Here is a 20,330-nt window from a genome sequence, read left to right as displayed (position 1 = left end):
GGCGGGCTCGGCCGGTCAGCTGTGGTGGTCGGCGACCACCGCGCAGCGCTCCCTCGCCGGTGGGCATGCTCGCGTCCGTGACCGACGCTCCCGCCCTCCCCGCCGGCCTCTCCCTCGAGCAGCGGGCCGCCCTCCTCTCCGGCCGCGACTTCTGGACGACGACGCCGCTGGAGGAGGCCGGCCTGCCGTCGGTCGTGCTCACCGACGGGCCGCACGGCGTCCGCCGGCAGGAGGGCTCCTTCGACACGATCGGCATCCACCGCAACCTCCCGGCCACCTGCTTCCCGCCGGCGGTGGCGGTGGGCTCGAGCTGGGACCCGGAGGTCGCCGAGCGGATCGGGGCCGCGATCGGCCGCGAGGCGCGGGCGCTGGGGGTGCACGTCGTCCTCGGGCCCGGCGTGAACATGAAGCGGTCCCCGCTGTGCGGGCGGAACTTCGAGTACCACGCGGAGGACCCGCTGCTGTCCGGGGTGCTCGGGGCGGCCCACGTGCGGGGACAGCAGGGGGAGGGCGTCGGTGCGTCGGTGAAGCACTTCGCGGCCAACAACCAGGAGACCGACCGGATGCAGGTCAGCGCCGACGTCGACGAGCGGACGCTGCGGGAGATATACCTGCCGGCCTTCGAGCGGGTGGTCACCGAGGCGCGGCCGGCCACGGTGATGTGCGCCTACAACAAGGTCAACGGGGTCTACGCCTCGCAGCACCGCGAGCTGCTCACCGGGGTGCTCCGCGACGAGTGGGGCTTCGAGGGCGTCGTCGTCTCCGACTGGGGCGCCGTCGACGACCGCGTCGCGGCGCTGGCGGCGGGCCTGGACCTGCAGATGCCCGGCGACCGCGGGGCCGGCGACCGCCGGGTGGTCGAGGCGGTGCGCGCAGGAGAGCTCGACGAGTCCCGCGTCGACGCGAGCGCGGCCCGGGTGGCGGGTCTGGCGCGCCTGGTCGGGCCGGTCGCCGACGGGTTCGACGTCGACGGCCACCACGCCCTGGCCCGTGAGCTGGCCGCGCGGTGCGCCGTCCTGCTGCGCAACGAAGGGAACACGCTTCCGCTCGCGCCGGGCACGCGGGTCGCGGTCGTCGGGGAGTGCGCCCGGACGCCGCGGTTCCAGGGCGGCGGCAGCTCGAACGTCCACGCCACCCGGGTCGAGTCCGCGCTGGACGCCGTCCGGGAGCTGGCCGGGGTCGACGTGCCCTTCGCCCCCGGCTTCGCCCTCGACGGCGCGGGGGACGCCGCCGCCCTGCGCGAGGAGGCGGTGGCGCTCGCCCGGTCGGCCGAGGTGACGGTCGTGTTCGCCGGGCTGGGGGAGGCCGAGGAGTCCGAGGGCTTCGACCGGGAGTCCATCGACCTGCCCGCCGGCCAGGTGGAGCTCATCCGGGCCGTCGCCGCGGTCGCGCCCCGCACGGTCGTCGTCCTGTCGAACGGCGGGATCGTCTCGCTGGAGGGCTGGCACGACGAGGTGGACGCCGTGCTGGAGGGCTTCCTGCTGGGCCAGGCGGGCGGCGGCGCGCTGGCCGACCTGCTGTACGGGGTCGCCAACCCGTCGGGCCACCTCGCCGAGACGATCCCGCTGCGGCTGGCCGACGTCCCGAGCTCGATGAACTTCCCCGGCGAGCAGGGCCACGTCCGCTACGGCGAGGGCGTGCTGGTCGGCTACCGCGGGTTCACCACGCTGGACCGGCCGGTGCGCTACGCCTTCGGGCACGGGCTGAGCTACACCACCTTCACGACGGCGGACCTGCAGGTCGTCGTCACCGGCGACGACGCCGCCCGGCTGTCGGTGACCGTGGCCAACACCGGCGACCGGGCGGGCCGGCACGTCGTACAGGTGTACGTGGCGACGTCGGCCGGGCCGGTTCGCCGCCCGGCGCGGGAGCTGCGCGCGTTCACCCCCGTCCTGCTCGCGCCGGGGGAGCGGCGCACGGTGACCGTCGACCTGGACCGGCGCGCCTTCGCGTACTGGGACGTCCGCGAGCGCGGCTGGGTCGTCGCGCCGGGGTCGTACACGGTGGAGATCGGGGCCAGCGCCGTGGAGGTCCTCGCCGCGGCGACGGTGACGCTGGCCGGCGACGACCTGGTGCCCGCGCTGACGCTCGACTCGTCGGTGGCCGAGTGGCTGGCGCACCCGGTCGTCGGCCCCGAGCTGGTCGAGGGGTTCGCGCTGTGGCTGCCCGACCTGCCGCCGCCGTCCACCGAGGCCGGGCGGGGCATGCTGCGGATGGTCGGGTCCATGCCGATGCGCCGGTTCGTCACCGACCTCGGCGCCTCCGTCCCGGCCGGGGAGCTGGACCGGCTGGTGGCCCGCGCGGCCGCCGCCCGCGCCGAGCGCGTGGGCCGGCCGTGACCGGTACGTCGCGCTGGGCAGCCGCCGACGGGGCGCTGGTCGACGCCGCCGCCCTCCTCCGCGGCTGACCCGCACCGCGCGGCCATGGGGCAGGATCGCGGCGGCCCGCGCCCGGACCACCCGAGGAGAACCGTGACCGTCGTCCCGCCGCCGCTGGAGCACGTCCTGCACCTGGAGGTGACCGTCGACCCGCCGGTCGAGATCGGGCCGACGCCGGCCGGCCACCGCCGGGTCATCCCCATCACCGGCGGCACGGTCTCCGGACCGCTGCTCACCGGACGGGTGCTGCCCGGCGGCGCGGACTTCCAGGTGATCCGCACCGAGACCGAGACCGTCGCCGAGGCCCGCTACGTCATCGAGACCGACGAGGGGGAGCGGGTCTACGTCGAGAACACCGGACTGCGCACCGGCTCGGCCGAGGACATCGCCCGGCTGCGCCAGGACCTGCCGGTCGACCCGTCCCGGATCTACTTCCGCTCCACCCCGCGGTTCGAGACCTCCGCGCCGCGCCTGGCCGTGCTGACCTCGCACGTGTTCGTCGGCTCCGGCGTCCGGCACCCCACCGGCGTGGTCTTCGACTTCTTCCGGGTCGGCTGACCTCAGTCGGGCAGCCGCGTCGGCGCGTAGGCCAGCATGCGCCAGTCGCCGTCCCCGGCGCGGGTCCACACCGCCAGCGCCAGGGCGTCGATGGTCTTCGGCACCCCGTCGACGTCGACGTCGGCGGTCATGCGGCCCACCACGATCGCGGCGTCCCCGGACACCTCCACCCGCTCGACCGGGTGCTCGGCCCGCCGGTAGACGTAGTAGCGGGAGCGCAGCTTGGCCAGGTACTCCTCCTTGGTGTCCCGGACGCCGCTGGAGTGCGCGTAGCTCGCCTCCGGCGCCAGCAGTTCCTCCAGCGCGTCGAGGTCGCCGTCCACCATCGCCCGGTAGCGGCGGTCCTCCGCCGCGAGCACCGCCCGCACGTCGTCGTCCCGGCTCGTCATGCCCCCATCCTGGCCGGAGGGGGCTGGCTCGCGCCGGGTGGACGGCGATCCGCGCGTGCAGCCCTCACCACACGGCGCCGCCGATCCCGGCCGGGAGCCGGCGTGGCTGCGCCGCGGCGTGCTGGTCGTCCTGGTCGCGGTGGCCGGGTACCAGGTCGTGCTCTGGGCGTTCGGCAACCTCCGCGGCTTCCTCGGCCTGCTGTTCCTCGCCTGGCTGTTCTCCATCAGCGTCGAGCCGGTGGCGGAGGACGACGCCCCGCCCCCTCCGACGAGTCCGCCCCGCTACCGCGCCCGGAGACGGCATGAGCCGGCCGGCCCCGCGGCAGGGGGCGGCCGGCTCCGCCGTTCAGCCCTCGGCCTTCTCCCTCTCGTAGCGCTCGGTCATCGTCGCCACCGCCTGCATCTGCTGGGCCGCGTAGTCCTCGCGCTTGCCGCCGGCGAACTCCTTCCAGTCCAGCGTCTGCTGGGCGTGGCTGACCTCGCCGCCCTGGAAGTGCGGCATGACGTGCTGGGCGATCAGCTCCCACGAGCGCTTGGTCGCCTGCGGGTTGGCCCACTCGTGGCCCAGCAGCAGCATGCAGCCGAACCCGCCGGACTGGTCCCACAGCCGCTGCACCTGCGCGCGGGCGTCCTCCACGGTGCCGATCGCGCCGATTCCGGCCTCGTTGATGAAGTCGATCATCTCCTTCGCGTCGCCGCCCTCGACGGCCATCTGCGGGAACGCGGCGGTCTTCTGGAAGTACCGGAACCACGTCTCGATGCCGTACTGCACCTCGGCGTAGGCCTGCTCGCGCGTCTCGGCGATGTGCATGAGCCCGACCAGCCGCCAGTCCCGGCGGGACACCGTCTGGCCGAAGTGCTCCGCGCGTTCCTGGACGACGTTCCAGTGGTGGGCCAGGGCGTCGAAGCCCTCCTTGGAGAGGGTGGCACCGATCGACAGCAGCCCGATCCCGTGCCGGCCGGCCATCCGCGGCCCGGTGGGCGAGGCGACGGCCGCGACCGCCACCTCGAAGCGCGGCTCGGTGTACGGGCGCAGGTGCAGCCGGGCGTCGACCAGGTTGTGCGTGCGGGTCTGCTGGGTGACCGTCTCGCCGCGCAGGAGCCGCATGATGATGTCGAGGTCGACCTCCAGCAGCTCGCGGGTCTCGGTCGGGTCGAGCCCCAGCATCATCGAGTCGGTGGGCAGCGAGCCGGGGCCGCAGCCCAGCATCGCCCGGCCCCGGGTCAGGTGGTCCAGCAGCACCATGCGCTCGGCCACCCACAGCGGGTTGTGGTACGCGATCGAGGTGACGCCGGTGCCGAGCTTGATGTGCCGGGTCCGCTCGGCGGCCGCCGCGATGAAGATCTCCGGTGAGGCGATGAGCTCGGTGCCGGCCGAGTGGTGCTCGCCGATCCAGGCCTCGTCGTAGCCCAGCCGGTCCAGGTGCTCGACCAGTTCCAGGTCCCGCTGCAGGGCCAGCGTGGGGTTCTCGCCGGCAGGGTGGAACGGGGCGAGGAAGGTGCCGAAGCGCAGTCTGTCCATGGGTCCTCCTGGGTGTCGGGGTCGGCCAGAAAGTAACCTGCGTCACATCGCCCGCGGGACCCTCGCGGACGGGCCGATCCGGTTCCGTCGGCGTACCGTTCCGGGACCACCGTTCGAGGGACGCCGATGGCCCTGCTCCGCCGGATCCAGGCAGCGCGCGGTGCGGCGGAGACGGCCGTCCGTCTCACCGCCGCCGGCGCGGTGCTGGCCGCCGCCCCCGCGGTGGTCACCGCCGGGCTGCTGGCCGAGCCCGCGCGGGTCACGGCCCGCGTGGCCCGCGCCGCCGCGGGGGCAGCTGCGGGCGCCGGCGCCGCGGTCGCCGACGGCTCGCGGCACCTGGCCCGGGTCGCGGCGGTCTCCGGCACCCGGGCGGTCGGCACGCTCCTGACCGGCGCCGACCCGATCCCCGACGGTCACCTGCACTCCCTGGTCGACGCCGCCAGGGGCATGGTCGAGCCGCCGCGTTCCCGGCACACCCGCCGCGTGTGGGCCGGGAGCGGTCACGTCCAGGTCGAGGTGTGCGCACCGTCGGCGGAGGAGCAGCCCGAGGTCCGCCGGGCGCTGCGCCGCCAGCTGGAGCGGCTGGAGGGCGTCCAGTGGGCGACGGTCAACGACGTCGTCGGCCGGGTGCTGGTCGCCGTCGACGACCGGCGGGTACGGGTCGAGGACGTCGTCGGCGCGGTCACCGCCATCGAACAGGCCCGCGGTGGCCGGCAGGTGTTCCCGCAGTCGGTCGAGCACCCCGCCGACCTGGAGCCGCTGCTGGCCGCCGTGGTCGCGGCCGCCGTCGACACCGCGGCGGTCGGCGTCGCCTACCTCGGCAAGGCGCTGCCGGTGCCGGCGCTGTCCCGGCACGTCACGCTCGCCATCGCGCTGCTCGACAGCCAGCGGTGGATCCGCAACGGGCTGGAGGCGCGGTTCGGCGTCATCGGTACCGACCTGCTGTTCAACGGCACCAGCGCGCTGCTGCACGCGCTCACCCAGAGCCCCACCATCCCGGCCCTCAACGCCGCCGCGGCGCTGCAGCAGGCGGTGGAGATGCGGGCCCGGCGGCAGGTCTGGCAGCGGCGGGAGCCCGAGCTGTGCGGTCCCGAGCCCGACGACGAGGGGGAGCCGCTCCAGCCGCCCGGTCCGCGTCCGGTGCCCCTGCCCCCCGGCGCCGTCGAGACCTACCGCGCCCGCCTGGAGCGGGTCGCGCTCGGCGCCTCCCTCGGCCTGCTGCCGCTCACCGGCAGCCCCGGCCGCTCGGCGGACATGCTCAAGGCGCAGAACCCGAAGGCCGCGGGGCTCGGCCGGGAGTCCTTCGCCGCCACCCTCGACCTGCTGATGTGCCGGCGCGGGGTGCTCCCGATGGACGGCGCGGCCTACCGGCGGCTGGACCGGGTCGACACCGTCGTCGTCGACGGGGCCACGCTGTGCTCCGGCCCGCCGGTCGTCATCGAGGCGCGGGCGACCGCCGACGGGTGGGACGACGCCGGCGTGTGGACCGCCGCCGTCCGGCTCCTCGGCGCCCGGGGCGGGGCCGACGACGGCCGGCTGCGGCTGGGGCCGCCCCGCAGCGCGCCCGGCGCCGAGGGCGGGGAGGTGCGCAGCCTGCTCGAGGGCCGCCGCCGCGTCGGGGAGGTGACCGTCGCCCCGGAGCCCGACCCGTACGCCGAGGCGCTGCTGTCCGCGGCCAACCGGGCCGGCCACCGGCTGGTGCTGACCCCGCACGTCGGCACCCGCGAGCTCGCCGGGGCCGCCGACGAGGTGGCCCCCGCCGACGAGCCGCTGGTGGAGACGGTGCGCCGGCTGCAGGCCGACGGGCGGGCCGTGCTGCTCGTCTCCGCCGCCGACGCCCCCGCGCTCATGGCCGCCGACGTCGCCGTCGCCCCCGTCCTGCCCGGCTGTGCCCCCGCCTGGGGCGCGGACCTGGTCACCCGGACCGGCCTGGTCGACGCCTGTGCCCTGGTCGACGCCACCGTCCCGGCGCGCGCGGTGAGCCGCCGGTCGGTGACCACCGCCGTCACCGGCAACGTGCTGGGTGGTCTGCTCGCCGCGGTCGGCAGCGCCCGGTACGGGCAGGGCAAGGCGACCACCCCCGGGAAGACGGCCAGCACCGCCACCCTGGTCGACGGCGCGTGGACCGCCGTCCGGACCGCCCGCCGCCCGGAGCCGCCGCCGGCGGTGCACACCCCCTGGCACGCCCTCGACGCCGACGACGTGCTCGCCCGCGTGTCCGGCCTGCCGCGGCCGGACGACGAGCCGCCCGGCCGCCTCGCCGTCGCCGCCCGCGTCGTGGGGGACCTCGCCGTCGTCCGGCTGCCCGCCCGCTTCGTCCGCACCGTCGTGGCCGAGCTCGCCGATCCGCTCACCCCCGTGCTGGCCACCGGCGCGGCGGCGACCGCCGCGCTCGGGGAGAACACCGACGCCCTGCTGGTCGGCGGCGTCACCGTGATGAACGCACTGGTCAGCGGGTTGCAGCGGCTGCGCGCGGAGACGGCGCTGGAGTCGTTGCTCCTCGAGCAGGACGTGACGGTGCACCGCGAGACCGACGGCGGCACCGAGGACGTCCTCGGCGGCGCGCTGCGCGTCGGTGACGTCGTGCGGGTCGGCGCCGGTGACGTCGTGGCCGCCGACGCCCGGCTGCTGGAGGCCACCGACCTGGAGGTCGACGAGTCCAACCTGACCGGGGAGTCCCTGCCGGTGGTCAAGTCCGTGCCGGCCACGCCCGGTGCCGACGTCGCCGACCGCACCTGCCTGCTCTTCGACGGCACGACCGTGGTGGCCGGCAGCGGCCGTGCGGTCGTCGTCGCCGTCGGGTCGGCCACCCAGGCCGGGCGGGCCGCCCGCGCGGCCGGCGGCGCCGCGCCCCCGGCCGGCGTGCAGGCCCGGCTGGCCGAGCTCACCCGGGCGGTGCTGCCCCTGACCCTCGCCGGCGGCGCCGCGGTGACCGCGCTCGGCGTGCTGTGGCGGCGCCCGCTGCGGGAGGCGGTCGCCGCGGGGGTGGCCGTGGCGGTCGCCGCCGTCCCGGAGGGGCTGCCGCTGGTCGCCACGGTCGCGCAGCAGGCCGCCGCCCGCCGGCTGTCCCGCCGCGGCGCCGTCGTCCGCAGCGCCCGCGTGCTGGAGGCGCTCGGCCGCGTCGACACCGTCTGCTTCGACAAGACCGGCACGCTCACCGAGAACCGGCTGCGGGTGGCCCGGCTGCACCCGATGGACGACGGCAGCAGTGAGGACGACGTGCTGCGGCTGGCCGCGGCGAGCGTGGCCAACGGCGACGCGCAGGCCCACGAGACCGACCGCGCCGTGGTCGAGGCCGCCGCCGAGCGCGGGCTGGCCGGCGAGGGGGAGTGCGACGCCTGCGTGCCCTTCGCCGCCGAGCGCGGCTTCTCCGCGGGCGTCCGGGACGGCCGGCTGGTGGTCAAGGGCGCGCCGGAGGTGGTCGCGGCCCGGTGCGCCGGGACGCCGGACCTGCGGGCGGCGGTGCAGGAACTGGCCGCCGACGGGCTGCGCGTGCTGGCCGTCGCCGACCGGGAGGTCGACGGCGTGCCCGAGGACCTCGAGGCGGCTGCGCAGGAGCTGCACCTGCGCGGGCTGGTCGGCCTGGCCGACACCCTCCGCGCGTCGTCGGTGGCCGCCATCGAGCAGCTGCGCGCCGCCGGCATCCGGGTGGTCCTCGCCACCGGCGACCACCCCGAGACGGCGGGCGCGATCGCCGCGCAGGCCGGCGTCCCCGGCGCCGAGAAGGTGGTCACGGGGGCCCAGCTGGCCCGCGCCTCCGACGCCGAGCGCGCCCGCATGGTGCGCGAGGGCACCGTGTTCGCCCGCCTCTCGCCCGAGCAGAAGGTGACGCTGGTCGGCGCGCTGCGCCGGGCCGGCGCCACCCTCGCGATGACCGGGGACGGCGTGAACGACGCCGCCGCGATCCGGCTGGCCGACGTCGGGGTCGGCGTCTCCGGGGCGGAATCCCCGGCCGCCCGGGCCGCGGCGGACCTCGTCCTCACCGACCTCGACCTCACCCGGCTGGTCGACGCGATCGGCGAGGGGCGGGCCATGTGGCTGCGGGTGCGGGACGCGGTCTCGATCCTGGTCGGCGGCAACGCCGGCGAGGTCGCCTTCACCGTGCTGGGCACCGCGTTCGGCGGCCGGGCGCCACTGGGCACCCGTCAGCTGCTGCTGGTCAACCTGCTCACCGACATGTTCCCGGCGCTCGCGGTCGCGGTCGCCGCACCGCGGTCGGCCGTGCTCGAGCAGTCGGAGGGACCGCTGGCCGGGCACCCGCTGGAGGCGGTGCTGAGCGCCGGGCCGCAGCGCGGCTTCTCCGCGGGCGTCCGCCGGATGGTGCTGGTGCGGGGCGCGGCGACCGCGGCCGGGGCCACCGGGGCCTGGGCCGCGGGGCGGCTGACCGGCCCCGCCGGCCGCGCCGGCACCATGGGGCTGGCCGCGCTCATCGCCACCCAGCTCGGCCAGACCGCCTGGGCCGGACGCCGCAGCCCGCTGGTGCTGGCCACTGCGGCGGGCTCGCTGGCGGTGCTGGTCGGCGTCGTCTCCACCCCCGGCGTCAGCCGGTTCTTCGGCTGCACCCCGCTGGACCCGCTGTCGTGGCTGGTCGTGCTCGGCTGGGCCGCGGCCGGCACCGCGGGCGCGGAGGTCGTGCCCGTGCTGGTCCGGCGGTACCGCGGGCGGCCGGCCGGCTGACCGGCCCCTGCGTCACCGGGCGAGCGGCGTCACCGGGACAGCGGCGTCACCAGGACAGCGGGGGAGTGGGCGGCCCGCCGGCGATGACCTCCTCGGCCCGTCCGCGGATGGCGGCGTCCCGGGCAGCGTTGGTGAGCACGTAGAAGCGGCCGGTGCGGACGGCGTCCACCACCAGCTCGGCCACCTCCTCGGGCTCCCGCGCCGGCGCCGACCGCGCGTGCAGCTCGGCGCGGGCCGCGCGCGTCACCGCCCCGGTGTCGGTCGCCGGGCCCGCGGACGCCGGCCGGTTGCGCGAGGAGTTGTCGAAGTTGGTGCGGACGGCGCTCGGGCACAGCAGCGTGACGCCGACGTGCGAGCCGGCCTCCCGCAGCTGGAAGTGCAGCGACTCGGTGAGCGCCACGACCGCGTGCTTGGAGGCGCCGTAGGCGCCCAGGGAGCCGGCGAACAGGCCGAAGACCGAGCTGGTGTTCACGATGTGCCCGGCGTCCTGCTGCTGGAGCACCGGCAGGAACGCCCGGATGCCGTGCACCACGCCCCACAGGTTGACGCCGAACACCCACTCGAGGTCGCCGAGCGGGACCTCCCACAGCGGGTCCTGGGAGCCGCCGACGCCGGCGTTGTTGCAGACCAGGTGCACCGCGCCGAACGTGGACAGGGCGGCGTCCCGCAGCGCCTCGACCGAGGCCGCGTCGGCGACGTCGGTGAGCACCGGGAGCACCGGGACTCCGGAGCCGGCGACGTCGGCGGCCGCCGACTCGAGCGCCGGCCCCTCGACGTCGGCCATCACCACGCGCATGCCCTCGGCGGCGAACCGCCGGGCCAGGCCCAGCCCGATGCCGCTGGCCGCGCCGGTCACCACCGCGACCCGGCCGGCCGCGACCACGTCTCCCCGCTCCACGTCGTGGCACCCCTCCGTCTGCCCCCGGCGATCCACGGCGCACGCCGGAGAGCGGCGGTTCCGCGGTCGCGTGTCCGTCGTCACCGAACACCACGGCCTGCGGCGCCGCGCGACCGGGCCGCGACCCCGCCCGTTGTCCGCGCAACTGTGTCGGGGGTGGTGGGCGTCGTCAAGGCGGGGTTCCGGTCGGCAGTGCCGGGGACGATCCAGGTTGACGGGGCAACTCGTCTTGACAGACGACGTGACCCCCGCCACGTTGGTGTCGGCGTGAGGCGCGAGGACGACCCCGTTCCGGTGCCGGCCCGCGGACCGGGGCGTTCCACCACCATGCCGAGACCCCGCAGGTCCGGGGTGCGGAGACGGCAGAGGGGGCACCGGGGACGTGACCGAGCACGTGCGGCGACGCCCCATGCCCCACACCATCGACGTCGACCGGTACGTGCCCGCTTACATCACGGTCATAGCCAGCACCATCACCACGTCGGGCTCCCAGGTGTACCTGCGGAACTTCGGCGTCGGGATGAACGACTGGCGGGTGGTCTCCTGCATCGGCATGGACCCCGGCATCACCGCCCAGGAGATCAGCAACGTCACGAAGATCGACAAGTCGGTCATCAGCCGCAGCGTGAAGTCGCTGGTGGCCGCGAAGCTCGTGACGGTGGAGACCTCGCCGGGATTCCGGCGGCTGTACCTGACCGGTGACGGCGCCCGCCTGTACAAGGACGTCGTCCCGGTGGCGCTCGAGCGGGAGGAGCTGCTGCTGGCCGGGCTGAGCGACGAGGAGGTCGAGCAGCTGCTCGGTCTGCTGCGCCGGATCAACGCCAACCTGCCCGCGCTGGCCGCCTACGACCCCCGGCTGGCGCCGGGGGAGGGCGCCGCGGCGGGCCTGGAGCGCGGGCTGGACGACGGCCCACCCACCCTGGCCTCGACCAGCAGCTGACCGGGCGCCCGGACCTCGGCGCTCTCGTCCGGTTGCGGAGGCAACGCCGACTGGAGGTGTGCCCGCAGGCGAACGCCGTCCGCGCCTCGGTCGACCCGGTTGGGCCCGCAACCACTTGACAGTGGCTGTGGTGCACAGCACGTTGTGCCCGACCGCGAACCTCCGTGCTCCCTCGAGAGCGAGGCACGATGCGCCACCTCCCGCGCCGCCGAGTCCGGCCGAACCCGGCCCTGGCACTGCTCGCGACCGTCCCCCTGGTGCTGGCCGCGTGTGGCGGTGGCGAGGACGAGGCGGCGCCCTCCGCGCCGGCGGCGTCCGGGTCGGCCACGGCCGAGCCGGTCACCGTCGAGGTCGGCGTCATCCCGGTCACCGACGTGGCGGTCCTCTACCTCGGGCAGGAGCAGGGCTTCTTCGAGGAGCAGGGCCTGACGCTGCACTTCAACACCGGCCAGGGCGGCGCCGCGCTGGTGCCGTCGGTGGTCAGCGGCGAGTACGACTTCGCGTTCAGCAACGTCATCTCGGTCATGCAGGCCCGCGAGCAGGGGCTGCCGCTGACGATCATCGCGCCGTCGGCGGCCAGCACCGGCGAGGCCGACTTCGGCATCAACATGCTGATGGCCATCGACCCCGCCATCCAGGACGCCGCCGACCTGGTGGGCCGCACGGTCGGCGTCAACACGCTCAACAACCTCTCCGAGACGCTGGCGAAGGTGTCGGTCGCGGCGGCCGGGGGCGACCAGAACGCCGTCCAGCTGGCCGAGATGTCCTTCCCCGACCAGGTCACCGCGCTCGCCTCGGGCGACATCGACGCCTTCGTCTGCGCCGAGCCGTTCTGCAGCATGGCCGCCGACAACGGGGCGCGGGTCATCGCCAACCCCTACGACGACCTGGCGCCGGGCGAGCAGATCGCCGCCTCGGCCTACTTCGCCACCGAGCAGGCCATCGCCGAGGACCCCGACCTTTACGAGCGCATCCAGGCGGCCATCGAGGCCTCGCAGCAGTACGCCTCCGAGCACCCCGACGAGATCCGCGCCCAGCTGCCGAACTACACCCAGATCGACCCGGCGCTGATCGAGCGGATGGGGCTGCCGGAGTTCAAGCCGACCCTGGCGCCCGACGAGCTGCAGAGCCTGGCCGACGCCGCGCTGGAGTACGGCATCGTCGACGAGGCGCCGAAGCTCGATGAGGTCGTCTGGACGCCGGGCGGCTGAGGCCGGGGCGGGCTGGGAGGACGGGCGCACCCGTCCTTCCACTCCGTGGACAGCGGCCTTCCCGGCGTGCGGCGGCGCCCGCACGCTGGGGCCGGAAGTGACGCACACCACGCCGGCCGGAGCCGGCGAGACCAGGAGTGGACTGACATGAGGACACGCGCCGCGATCATCCGGGAGCCCGGCAAGCCCTGGGTGGTCACCGAGCTGGAGCTCGACGAGCCGCAGGCCGACGAGGTCCGCATCCGCTTCGTCGCCTCCGGCATGTGCCACTCCGACGAGCACCTGCGCACCGGGGACAGCGTTGCCCGGCTGCCGATGGTCGGCGGCCACGAGGGCGCCGGGGTCGTGGAGGCGGTCGGTGAGCGGGTCACCCGCGTGGCCGTCGGCGACCACGTCGTCTGCTCCTTCATCCCGGCCTGCGGCGTCTGCCGGTACTGCTCGACCGGCCGGCAGAACCTGTGCGACCGCGGTGCCGAGATGGCCACTGGCAAGCTCGGCGACGGCACCTTCCGGTTCCACGACGACGAGGGCAACGACCTCGGCGGGTTCTGCATGCTCGGCACGTTCAGCCAGCGCGCCGTGGTCGACCAGGCCTCCTGCGTCCGGATCGACGAGGACATCCCCTTCGAGGTCGCGGCGCTGGTCGGCTGCGGCGTCCCCACCGGCTGGGGCTCCTCGGTCAACGTGGCCAAGGTCCGGGCCGGGGACACCGTGGTCGTCTTCGGCGCCGGTGGGGTCGGCATGAACGCCGTCCAGGGCGCGGCCTACGCCGGGGCGAAGAACCTCGTCGTCGTCGACCCGGTGGCGTTCAAGCGGGAGAAGGCGCTGGAGTTCGGCGCCACCCACGTGTTCGCCGACGCCGACCAGGCGCGCGAGGCGGTCGTCGACATGACCCGCGGCCAGCTCGCCGACCACGCCATCTGCACCGTCGGCGTCCTCACCTCCGTCGTCGTGGCCGCGGCCGCGGGGATCGTCGGCAAGGGCGGCCAGGTCACGGTCACCTCCGTCGGCCGGCAGGACGACGAGCAGATCCGGCTGCGGGCCAACGGCGCGGTGGTCGGTTACCAGCGCAACATCCAGGGCCACATCTTCGGCATGAGCAACCCGCTGTACGACATCCCGCGGCTGCTCGACCTCTACCGCGCGGGCCGGCTGAAGCTGGAGGAGCTGATCACCCGCCGGTACACCCTCGACGAGATCAACCAGGGCTACCAGGACCTCGACGAGGGGAAGATCGTCCGCGGGGTCGTCCTGCACGACAGCTGAGCGGCGCGCCGTCCGGCGGCGATAGCGTCGCCGCCGTGACGGCCCGCGAGCTGGTGGTCCTCGGCACGGCCAGCCAGGCGCCGACCCGGGAGCGCAACCACAACGGCTACCTGCTGCGGTGGGACGGCGAGGGCCTGCTGTTCGACCCGGGGGAGGGCACGCAGCGGCAGCTGCTGATGGCCGGCGTCCCCAGCAGCGCGGTCACTCGGATCTGCCTCACGCACTTCCACGGCGACCACTGCCTGGGCCTCCCGGGCGTCGTCCAGCGGATGAGCCTGGACCGCGTGCCGCACCCGGTGCCCGCGCACTTCCCGGCGTCCGGCGCGGAGTACTTCGCCCGGCTGCGGGCCGCGTCGGTGTTCCACGACGTCCTCGACCTGCGCGAGGAGCCGCTGACCGCCGACGGGCCGGTGGCGGTGGGGGAGTCCTGGACGCTGTCGGCCCGACGCCTCGACCACCCGGTCGAGGCGTTCGGCTACCGGCTGGTCGAGCCCGACGGCCGCCGGATGCTGCCCGAGGCGCTGGCCGCCGCCGGGATCTCCGGTCCGGACGTCGGCCGGCTGCAGCGGGCCGGCGCCCTCGACGTCGGCGGCCGGACCGTGCGGCTGGAGGACGTCAGCGCCCCCCGCCCCGGTCAGCGGTTCGCCTTCGTGATGGACACCCGGCTGTGCGACGCCGTCCGGGCCCTGGCCGAGGGCGTGGACCTGCTGGTCGTCGAGTCCACCTTCCTGGAGGAGGACGCCGAGCTGGCCACCGCCTACGGGCACCTGACCGCCCGGCAGGCCGCCACCGTCGCGGCCGGGTGCGGGGTCCGGACGCTGGTGCTCACCCACTTCTCCCAGCGCTACCGCGACCCCCAGCGGTTCCGGGAGGAGGCGGCCGCGGTGTTCGGCGGCGACCTGGTGGTCGCCGCCGACCTGCAGACGGTGCCCGTGCCGCCGCGGGTCGACGCTCACCGCACCGGGCCGCTGCCGTAGTCGCCGAAGGGGAAGAGCGGCGCCGCGGCCACCGGCACCTCCGTCACCGCCCGGCCCCCGGCGTCCAGCGTGCGCACGGTGTCGGCGGCCTCGGGCAGCGGGACGACCGCGCTCCCGCCGGTCAGAGGCACGGTGGCGACCACCCCGCCCCGGTCGTCGAGGACGGCGGCGGCTGCGGCGTCCGGGGGAGCGGTGACCACGAGCCACCGGCCGGCGTCCGACGGCTCGGTCTCGGGTGCGGAGAGGTCGCAGACGCGGGCGACCATCAGCCCGGCGACCGAGGCGGTGCCCGGCGGGGTCGAGGCGCCGCACGGCACCGCCCGCCCGCTGCCGGTGGGGCCCACCTGCGCGGCCCACGTCGTCACGACCAGCCCGCCGCCCGGGCTGCGGGCCACCACGACCGCCACCGACCCCGGCACGCCCTCCAGGGGGAGCGCCCCCGACCACAGCAGGTCCGGCAGCAGGTCCCCGGGCTCGACGCCGAGCGGGACGGCCAGCTCGGTGAGCGCCTCGGCGACCGCCCGCGGAGCCGGCAGGGTCTCGACCGGACGCAGGGGCGCCAGCACCGGCGGCGGCGGGGCCGGGGCGCGTACCGCGAGGTCGAGCCCGGGCGCGGCACGGTCGACCACCCCGCCGCCGCGGAGCACCCGGATGCTGGCCCCGCTGCCGGCCGACGTCGTCGGCACGGCGGTCACCGCCACGCCCTCGGGTGCGGGGACCGGTTCGTAGACCCGGCCCACCGTGCCGCGCGGGCCGACCTGCAGCCGCGGGGAGACCTCGACCGCGTCGCCGCGGCCGGCGACGACCACGAGGGTGGCCGTGCCCGGCCCGCCGAGCAGCAGCGACGCCGGCCGCTGCGGGCCCAGCGGCCGGCGGGGGACCGACAGCTGCAGCTGCGCGGGCCCGGCCCCCACCGGGCCGGTCAGCCACACCCCGCGCAGGTCCTCGTCGACGGTGCCGGTCACCAGCACCACCCGGCCGGCGGGGGTGTCGGTGGCGAGCACGACCGTGCGCTCGGCCACCGGGGCGGCCGCGACCGGACCCCAGCCGGCCCGCCGGACGGCGTCGATGAAGGCGCGGTCGCCGGCCAGCGACCCGCGGGTCGGCCCGGTCAGGACGGCGACCTCCTGCTCGACCGGCGGGGGCGTGGGCGCGTCGCCGGGCATGGCCACGGGGATCGCGAGCGCCGTGGCGGCGAGCACCGCGATCCCGGCCCCGGCCCGCCAGCGGCGGGTGCGGCGGACCCGGCGGCGGACGTCGGCCACCGCGGCACCGGCGTCCAGCCGCCACGCGACGTCCTCCGGCGGGAGCGCGTCGAGGGACTGCAGCACCTGCCCGTCCCCGGCGGCGGCCACGGCCGCCGCCGCGGTCGCCGACGGGTCGCCGCGGCCCCAGCGCAGCCGGACGCGGGTCAGTGCGACCTGGACGGCCTCCTCCGCGCGGCGGGCGTCGCCGGTCAGCCGCAGCGCGTCGGCCAGCAGCGCCGGCCGCCGCGCGGCGACGAACCGGGCGAACGCCGCGTCGTCGTCCTCCCGCACGCCGTCCAGTCTGGCGGGGTCAGCCCGCGGCGGGCACCGGCGCCGGCGGGAAGGCGGCCTGCACCCGGGCGGCGCGCCCGGCGGCCTGGTCGCGGAACTCCCCGTGGGTCACCACGTAGAGGTCGTTCGCGCGGACGGCCTCGACCACCATCGCCCCCACCTCCTCGGGCTCGATGAACCGCAGCCGGCCGGTCTCCTCGAGGTCGACGTCGTACAGGCCGCTGTCCCCGGTGGCCGGCCGGGTCCGCAGGCTGGTCTTGATGTTGCTGTGCACCGCGCCGGGCAGCAGGGCGGTGACCCCGACGCGGGAGCCGGCGGCGGCCAGCTCGCCGGCCAGCACCTCGCTGATGCCGAGGACAGCCGCCTTGCTGGCCACGTAGGGCGCCACGTTCGGTGGCGTGACCAGCACCGACAGGGACGACGTGTTGACGACCTGCCCCCAGTCGGGGTTGCGCTCCAGCACCGGCAGGAACGCCTGGATGCCGTGCACGACCCCGTACAGGTTGACGTCGAGCACCCATCGCCAGTCGTCGAGGCCCAGCCCGGACACCGGCCCGAACGGCCCCACCCCGGCGTTGTTGCACACCACGTGCACCTCGCCGTACTCCGCCACGGCCCGGTCGGCCAGAGCGGCGACGCTGTCGGGGTCGGTCACGTCGGTGCGGACGCCGAGCACCCCCAGCTCGCGGGCCGTGGCGGCCAGCGCGGCCTCGTCGACGTCGGCGATCACCACCGAGCAACCGGCGTCGAGGAACGCCCGGGCCAGGCCGCGGCCGATGCCGGAGGCGCCTCCGGTCACCACGGCGGTCGTGCCGGCGAACTCCACGGTGCGGGTCACACGTCGTCCTTCCCTCGGGGTCAGTGCAGCTGGTAGCGCTTGAGCTTGCGGTAGACGGTGGCCCGGGAGATCCCGAGCCGGGCGGCGACGGCGTTGCGGTCGCCGCCGGCCTCGCGCAGGGCCACGGCGAGAGCCTGGCGCTCCAGCCGCTCGAGCTCGCCGAGCGGCCGCCCGGCCGGCGCGCGGCGGTGGTGGGCGGGCAGGTCCTCCAGGCCGATCTCCGGCCCGGCCGCGCGCACCCGGGCGGTGGCCAGCACCTGGAGCAGCTGGCGGACGTTGCCCGGCCAGTCGCCGGCGAGCAGGGCCGCCTCGGCCCGGGGCGCCAGCGTCGCCGGCCCGCCGTCCCGCTCGGCGAGGGAGGCGAGGAGGTCGCGGCACAGCCCGGGCAGCTCGCCGGGCCGCTCGCGCAGCGGCGGGACGGGCAGGACGACGGGGAACGCCTCGCGCAGCCGCACCGCGCCGGCCCCGCGGTCCTCGGGGGCGGTGCCGACGAGGGGGCCGCGCGCCCGCGCGACCAGGTCGGCGACGCTGGGGGCCAGCGCGGCGGGCAGGTCCGGGACGTGGCCGAGCAGCACCGGCCGGCCGCCGTCCACCGCGGCGACCAGCGCGCGCAGCCAGGCGTCGGGGTCCAGGGCGGCCAGGGCGCCGTCGAGCTCGACCGTGTCGCCGCCGTCCGCGCGCAACGCCGTCCGCGCGGCGTGCCGCTTGCCGGTCCCGCGCTCACCGGTGAGCAGCACCGGTGTGCCGGCGGCGAGCGCCCGGGCCAGCCGGCCGGGGACGTCCGCCGGTGCCGCCGTCCGGGGCAGGCCGTCGGGGACCCGCTCCGGCTGCTCCCCGACCGGCTCCAGGACCAGGACGGCGGCGTACTCCCCGCGCGGCTGCTCCACCGGCAGCACCGACACCTCGACGGTCGTCCCGCCGGCCAGCCGGCGCCGCACGGTGCGGCCGCCCGGGCCGGTCTCCTCGGCGAGGCGGCGCAGCAGCTCCTCGTCGGCCTCGTGCACGAGCTCGCGGGCGCGCGTGCTGACCACGCACAACCGCGAGGTCACCCCGACGACGGCACCCCGGCTGCGGCGGGCGACGCGCAGGTAGGCGTCGAAGAACTCCCGCTCGCCGTCGCTGCGGCTGGCCAGCAGCTGTGCCTCGATGGAGCGGCCGATCTCCACGACCAGGGGCAGGACGGCGGCCGAGGCGTACTCCCGCCGGCAGTGCACCCCGAGCGTGCCCACGTACCGCCGCGTGAACGGGTCGCGGATGATCACGCCGGTCGTGGTGAGCACCTCGCTGTCGGTGCGGAAGTGCTCGGTGCCGGAGATGAGGAACGGCCGCTGCTCCTCGTGCGCGCAGCCGAGGCCGTTGGTGCCGATGACGTCCTCCGCGAAGACGGTGCCCGGCCGGAGGTCCATCTCCTGGAAGCGGCCCGGCGGCGGGAGCTCCCCGACGACGGTGGTGAGCAACCGGCAGGTGCGGTCGGTGAGGAACCCCCACGAGCCCAGGTCGGAGATCTGGTCGGCCAGCCGGTCGAGGATCGGCTGGGCCACCGCCGCCAGGCGGGTGCCGGGGGCGGGGCCCTCGTCGACCGGGAACCGGGTGGCGGCCGGGTCGACACCGGCCAGCAGCGAGCGGCGCCACGACCGGACCACCTCGGGGCGCACCCCGGGGGCGTCCGCGGGGCGCAGCGTGAACGGGTCGCGGGCCAGGAGGTCCTCCTTGGCCGCGCGGACGGCGTCCCACTCCGCGGCGGTCCGCGGCACCCGCGGACCGCCGGCGGAGGAGGGCGCCGTCGTCACGCGGCCGCGACCTCCGGTGCGCGCCGCATCCCGCGGGCCTTGGGCATGACCTCGCGGGCGAACAGCTCCAGGCTCGCCTGCGCCTGGTCGTAGGGCATGCCGCCGAAGCACGGCGCGACGACCAGCTCGTAGTCGCCGAGGACGTCGCGGATCTCCTCGATCTGGCCGAGGATCCGCTCGGGGCTGCCCCACAGCGCGGTCGCCGCGTAGTCGTCGGCCGCCTTCTCCACGCCGATCTCGCGGAAGTACGCCGCGCTCTCGGCGTAGCGCTCGTGGCCCTTGGTGGTGGCGAAGTGCGTGCCCGCCATCTCGTAGTGGTCGACGTTGGACAGGAAGAAGCGGTTCACGTACCGGAAGTGGCGCTCGCGCCCCAGTTCGTCGTCCTCGTGGCAGTACATGTTGACGTTCAGCGAGATCGGCGGGGCCACCCGGCCGTGCTCGGCCTCGAACAGCTCGCGGTAGGTGGTGAAGTTCGGCATGAGCGCGGGCACCGGCCGGACGATGAACGACATCATCTGCGCCTCCAGCTCCGCGGCCATGACCAGCGAGTCCGGCGAGCCCGCGACGACGTAGCGGCGGCCGCGGAAGGAGGCGCGCGGCCGGGGGCGCAGCTCGGCGCGCGGCTGCGGGTAGAAGGGCCCGTCGCCCTCGATGACGCCGGTCTCCAGCGCCTCGAAGATCATCGGGGCGGCCTCGTCGAAGCGGTCGCGGGTCTCGTCCAGCGGGATGCGGAAGGGCACGTACTCCTTGCGGGACAGGCCGCGGCCCAGGCCCAGCAGCAGCCGCCCGCCGGAGAGGGTGTCGAGCATGAGAGCCTTCTCGGCCACGCGCAGCGGGTCGTTCCAGGGCACGATGACCGCGCCGGTCCCCAGCTTGATGTGCTGGGTGCGGCCGGCGACGTTGGCCAGGAGCAGCAGGTTGTCCGGGCAGAGCGAGTAGTCCTCGAAGTGGTGCTCGACGGCCCAGACGGCGTCGTAGCCGAGCGCCTCGGCCCGGACGGCGAGGTCGACCTCGCCGGCGTACATCTCCTGGTCCGTGACGTCGGGGTCGAGCTTCCCGAAGCCGAGGTTGATCCCGATGCCCAGCTGCACTGCGTCCGCCTCCTGGTCGTCCGGTCGCCCGCCGCCGTGTGACGCGGGTCATCCCCGGGCGACGGTAGGGGAGATCGGCCGGCGCATCGTCTCAGTTTGAGACCGCGGGGTTCGACGTCCTGCGCGGACCCCGCTCGACCGGTGCGACTACCAGCGGCGACGCCACGCGCCCTGAACAGCGCCTTCGCGGAACGCGCCGTTCCGTCGCGCCCGGCCGCGCGCCTACCGTCCCCTGCGCCCACGAGTGTGAGGGGGAC

14 protein-coding genes are annotated in these 20,330 nt (G+C 76.2%); 7 read left to right on the top strand and 7 right to left on the bottom strand.

Annotated elements, in window-relative coordinates:
• Nucleotides 1-77: 77 nt before the first annotated feature.
• Together ACI78Q_RS11055 and ACI78Q_RS11050 are read left to right on the top strand one after the other, a co-directional pair.
• Nucleotides 78-2,339, top strand: a complete 2,262-nt coding sequence (locus ACI78Q_RS11055) for a glycoside hydrolase family 3 C-terminal domain-containing protein (protein ID WP_456923410.1) — start codon at nucleotides 78-80, stop codon at nucleotides 2,337-2,339.
• A gap of 132 nt (nucleotides 2,340-2,471) precedes the next feature.
• Nucleotides 2,472-2,936, top strand: coding sequence for a DUF3237 domain-containing protein (locus ACI78Q_RS11050; RefSeq protein WP_456923409.1), 465 nt, complete (start codon nucleotides 2,472-2,474; stop codon nucleotides 2,934-2,936).
• 2 nt (nucleotides 2,937-2,938) lie between these two features.
• Here ACI78Q_RS11050 and ACI78Q_RS11045 read toward each other — a convergent pair whose 3' ends face one another.
• Together ACI78Q_RS11045 and ACI78Q_RS11040 are read right to left on the bottom strand one after the other, a co-directional pair.
• On the bottom strand, nucleotides 2,939-3,325 hold the full coding sequence (locus tag ACI78Q_RS11045; protein ID WP_456923408.1) for a nuclear transport factor 2 family protein: 387 nt from the start codon (nucleotides 3,323-3,325) through the stop codon (nucleotides 2,939-2,941).
• Between the two features lie 346 nt (nucleotides 3,326-3,671).
• The gene (locus tag ACI78Q_RS11040; protein WP_456923407.1) at nucleotides 3,672-4,847 is read right to left on the bottom strand and encodes an LLM class flavin-dependent oxidoreductase; all 1,176 of its coding nucleotides are present in this window, start codon (nucleotides 4,845-4,847) and stop codon (nucleotides 3,672-3,674) included.
• 126 nt (nucleotides 4,848-4,973) lie between these two features.
• Here ACI78Q_RS11040 and ACI78Q_RS11035 point away from each other — a divergent pair, with 126 nt between their 5' ends.
• Nucleotides 4,974-9,524, top strand: a complete 4,551-nt coding sequence (locus ACI78Q_RS11035) for an HAD-IC family P-type ATPase (RefSeq protein WP_456923405.1) — start codon at nucleotides 4,974-4,976, stop codon at nucleotides 9,522-9,524.
• Nucleotides 9,525-9,570: 46 nt separating this feature from the next.
• Here ACI78Q_RS11035 and ACI78Q_RS11030 read toward each other — a convergent pair whose 3' ends face one another.
• Nucleotides 9,571-10,422 carry an SDR family NAD(P)-dependent oxidoreductase gene (locus ACI78Q_RS11030; RefSeq protein ID WP_456923403.1) on the bottom strand — a complete coding sequence of 284 codons (852 nt, stop codon included), beginning with the start codon at nucleotides 10,420-10,422 and terminating at the stop codon, nucleotides 9,571-9,573.
• A gap of 409 nt (nucleotides 10,423-10,831) precedes the next feature.
• Here ACI78Q_RS11030 and ACI78Q_RS11025 point away from each other — a divergent pair, with 409 nt between their 5' ends.
• The 4 genes from ACI78Q_RS11025 (at nucleotide 10,832) to ACI78Q_RS11010 (ending at nucleotide 14,816) form a co-directional block, all read left to right on the top strand.
• Nucleotides 10,832-11,362: a MarR family winged helix-turn-helix transcriptional regulator gene (locus ACI78Q_RS11025; protein WP_456923401.1), complete on the top strand. Its 531-nt coding sequence runs from the start codon at nucleotides 10,832-10,834 to the stop codon at nucleotides 11,360-11,362.
• 188 nt (nucleotides 11,363-11,550) lie between these two features.
• Nucleotides 11,551-12,573, top strand: coding sequence for an ABC transporter substrate-binding protein (locus ACI78Q_RS11020; RefSeq protein ID WP_456923400.1), 1,023 nt, complete (start codon nucleotides 11,551-11,553; stop codon nucleotides 12,571-12,573).
• A gap of 147 nt (nucleotides 12,574-12,720) precedes the next feature.
• Nucleotides 12,721-13,839 carry an NDMA-dependent alcohol dehydrogenase gene (locus tag ACI78Q_RS11015; protein ID WP_456923398.1) on the top strand — a complete coding sequence of 373 codons (1,119 nt, stop codon included), beginning with the start codon at nucleotides 12,721-12,723 and terminating at the stop codon, nucleotides 13,837-13,839.
• Nucleotides 13,840-13,874: 35 nt separating this feature from the next.
• Entirely contained in the window at nucleotides 13,875-14,816 is a 942-nt protein-coding gene (locus ACI78Q_RS11010) for a ribonuclease Z (protein ID WP_456923397.1), read from the top strand.
• Here ACI78Q_RS11010 and ACI78Q_RS11005 read toward each other — a convergent pair.
• Genes ACI78Q_RS11005 through ACI78Q_RS10990 form a run of 4 tightly spaced genes read right to left on the bottom strand, consistent with a single transcriptional unit; the run spans nucleotide 14,792 to nucleotide 20,073 of the window.
• Nucleotides 14,792-16,354 carry a hypothetical protein gene (locus ACI78Q_RS11005; protein ID WP_456923396.1) on the bottom strand — a complete coding sequence of 521 codons (1,563 nt, stop codon included), beginning with the start codon at nucleotides 16,352-16,354 and terminating at the stop codon, nucleotides 14,792-14,794. The two genes, ACI78Q_RS11010 and ACI78Q_RS11005, sit on opposite strands and share 25 nt — an antisense overlap.
• 19 nt (nucleotides 16,355-16,373) lie before the next feature.
• Entirely contained in the window at nucleotides 16,374-17,192 is an 819-nt protein-coding gene (locus ACI78Q_RS11000) for an SDR family NAD(P)-dependent oxidoreductase (RefSeq protein WP_456923395.1), read from the bottom strand.
• A 20-nt stretch (nucleotides 17,193-17,212) separates the two neighbouring features.
• A complete protein-coding gene (locus ACI78Q_RS10995; RefSeq protein ID WP_456923394.1) occupies nucleotides 17,213-18,982 on the bottom strand; it encodes a sigma-54-dependent Fis family transcriptional regulator in 1,770 nt (589 codons plus the stop codon).
• Nucleotides 18,979-20,073, bottom strand: a complete 1,095-nt coding sequence (locus ACI78Q_RS10990; RefSeq protein ID WP_456923393.1) for an LLM class flavin-dependent oxidoreductase — start codon at nucleotides 20,071-20,073, stop codon at nucleotides 18,979-18,981. The genes ACI78Q_RS10995 and ACI78Q_RS10990 overlap by 4 nt, the downstream gene beginning before the upstream one ends.
• Nucleotides 20,074-20,330 lie beyond the last annotated feature (257 nt).

The sequence above is a fragment of the Geodermatophilus sp. SYSU D00705 genome (assembly GCF_054050135.1).
The sequence above is the reverse complement of the archived record's forward strand: the minus strand, read 5'-3'. Positions and strand labels throughout refer to the sequence as shown.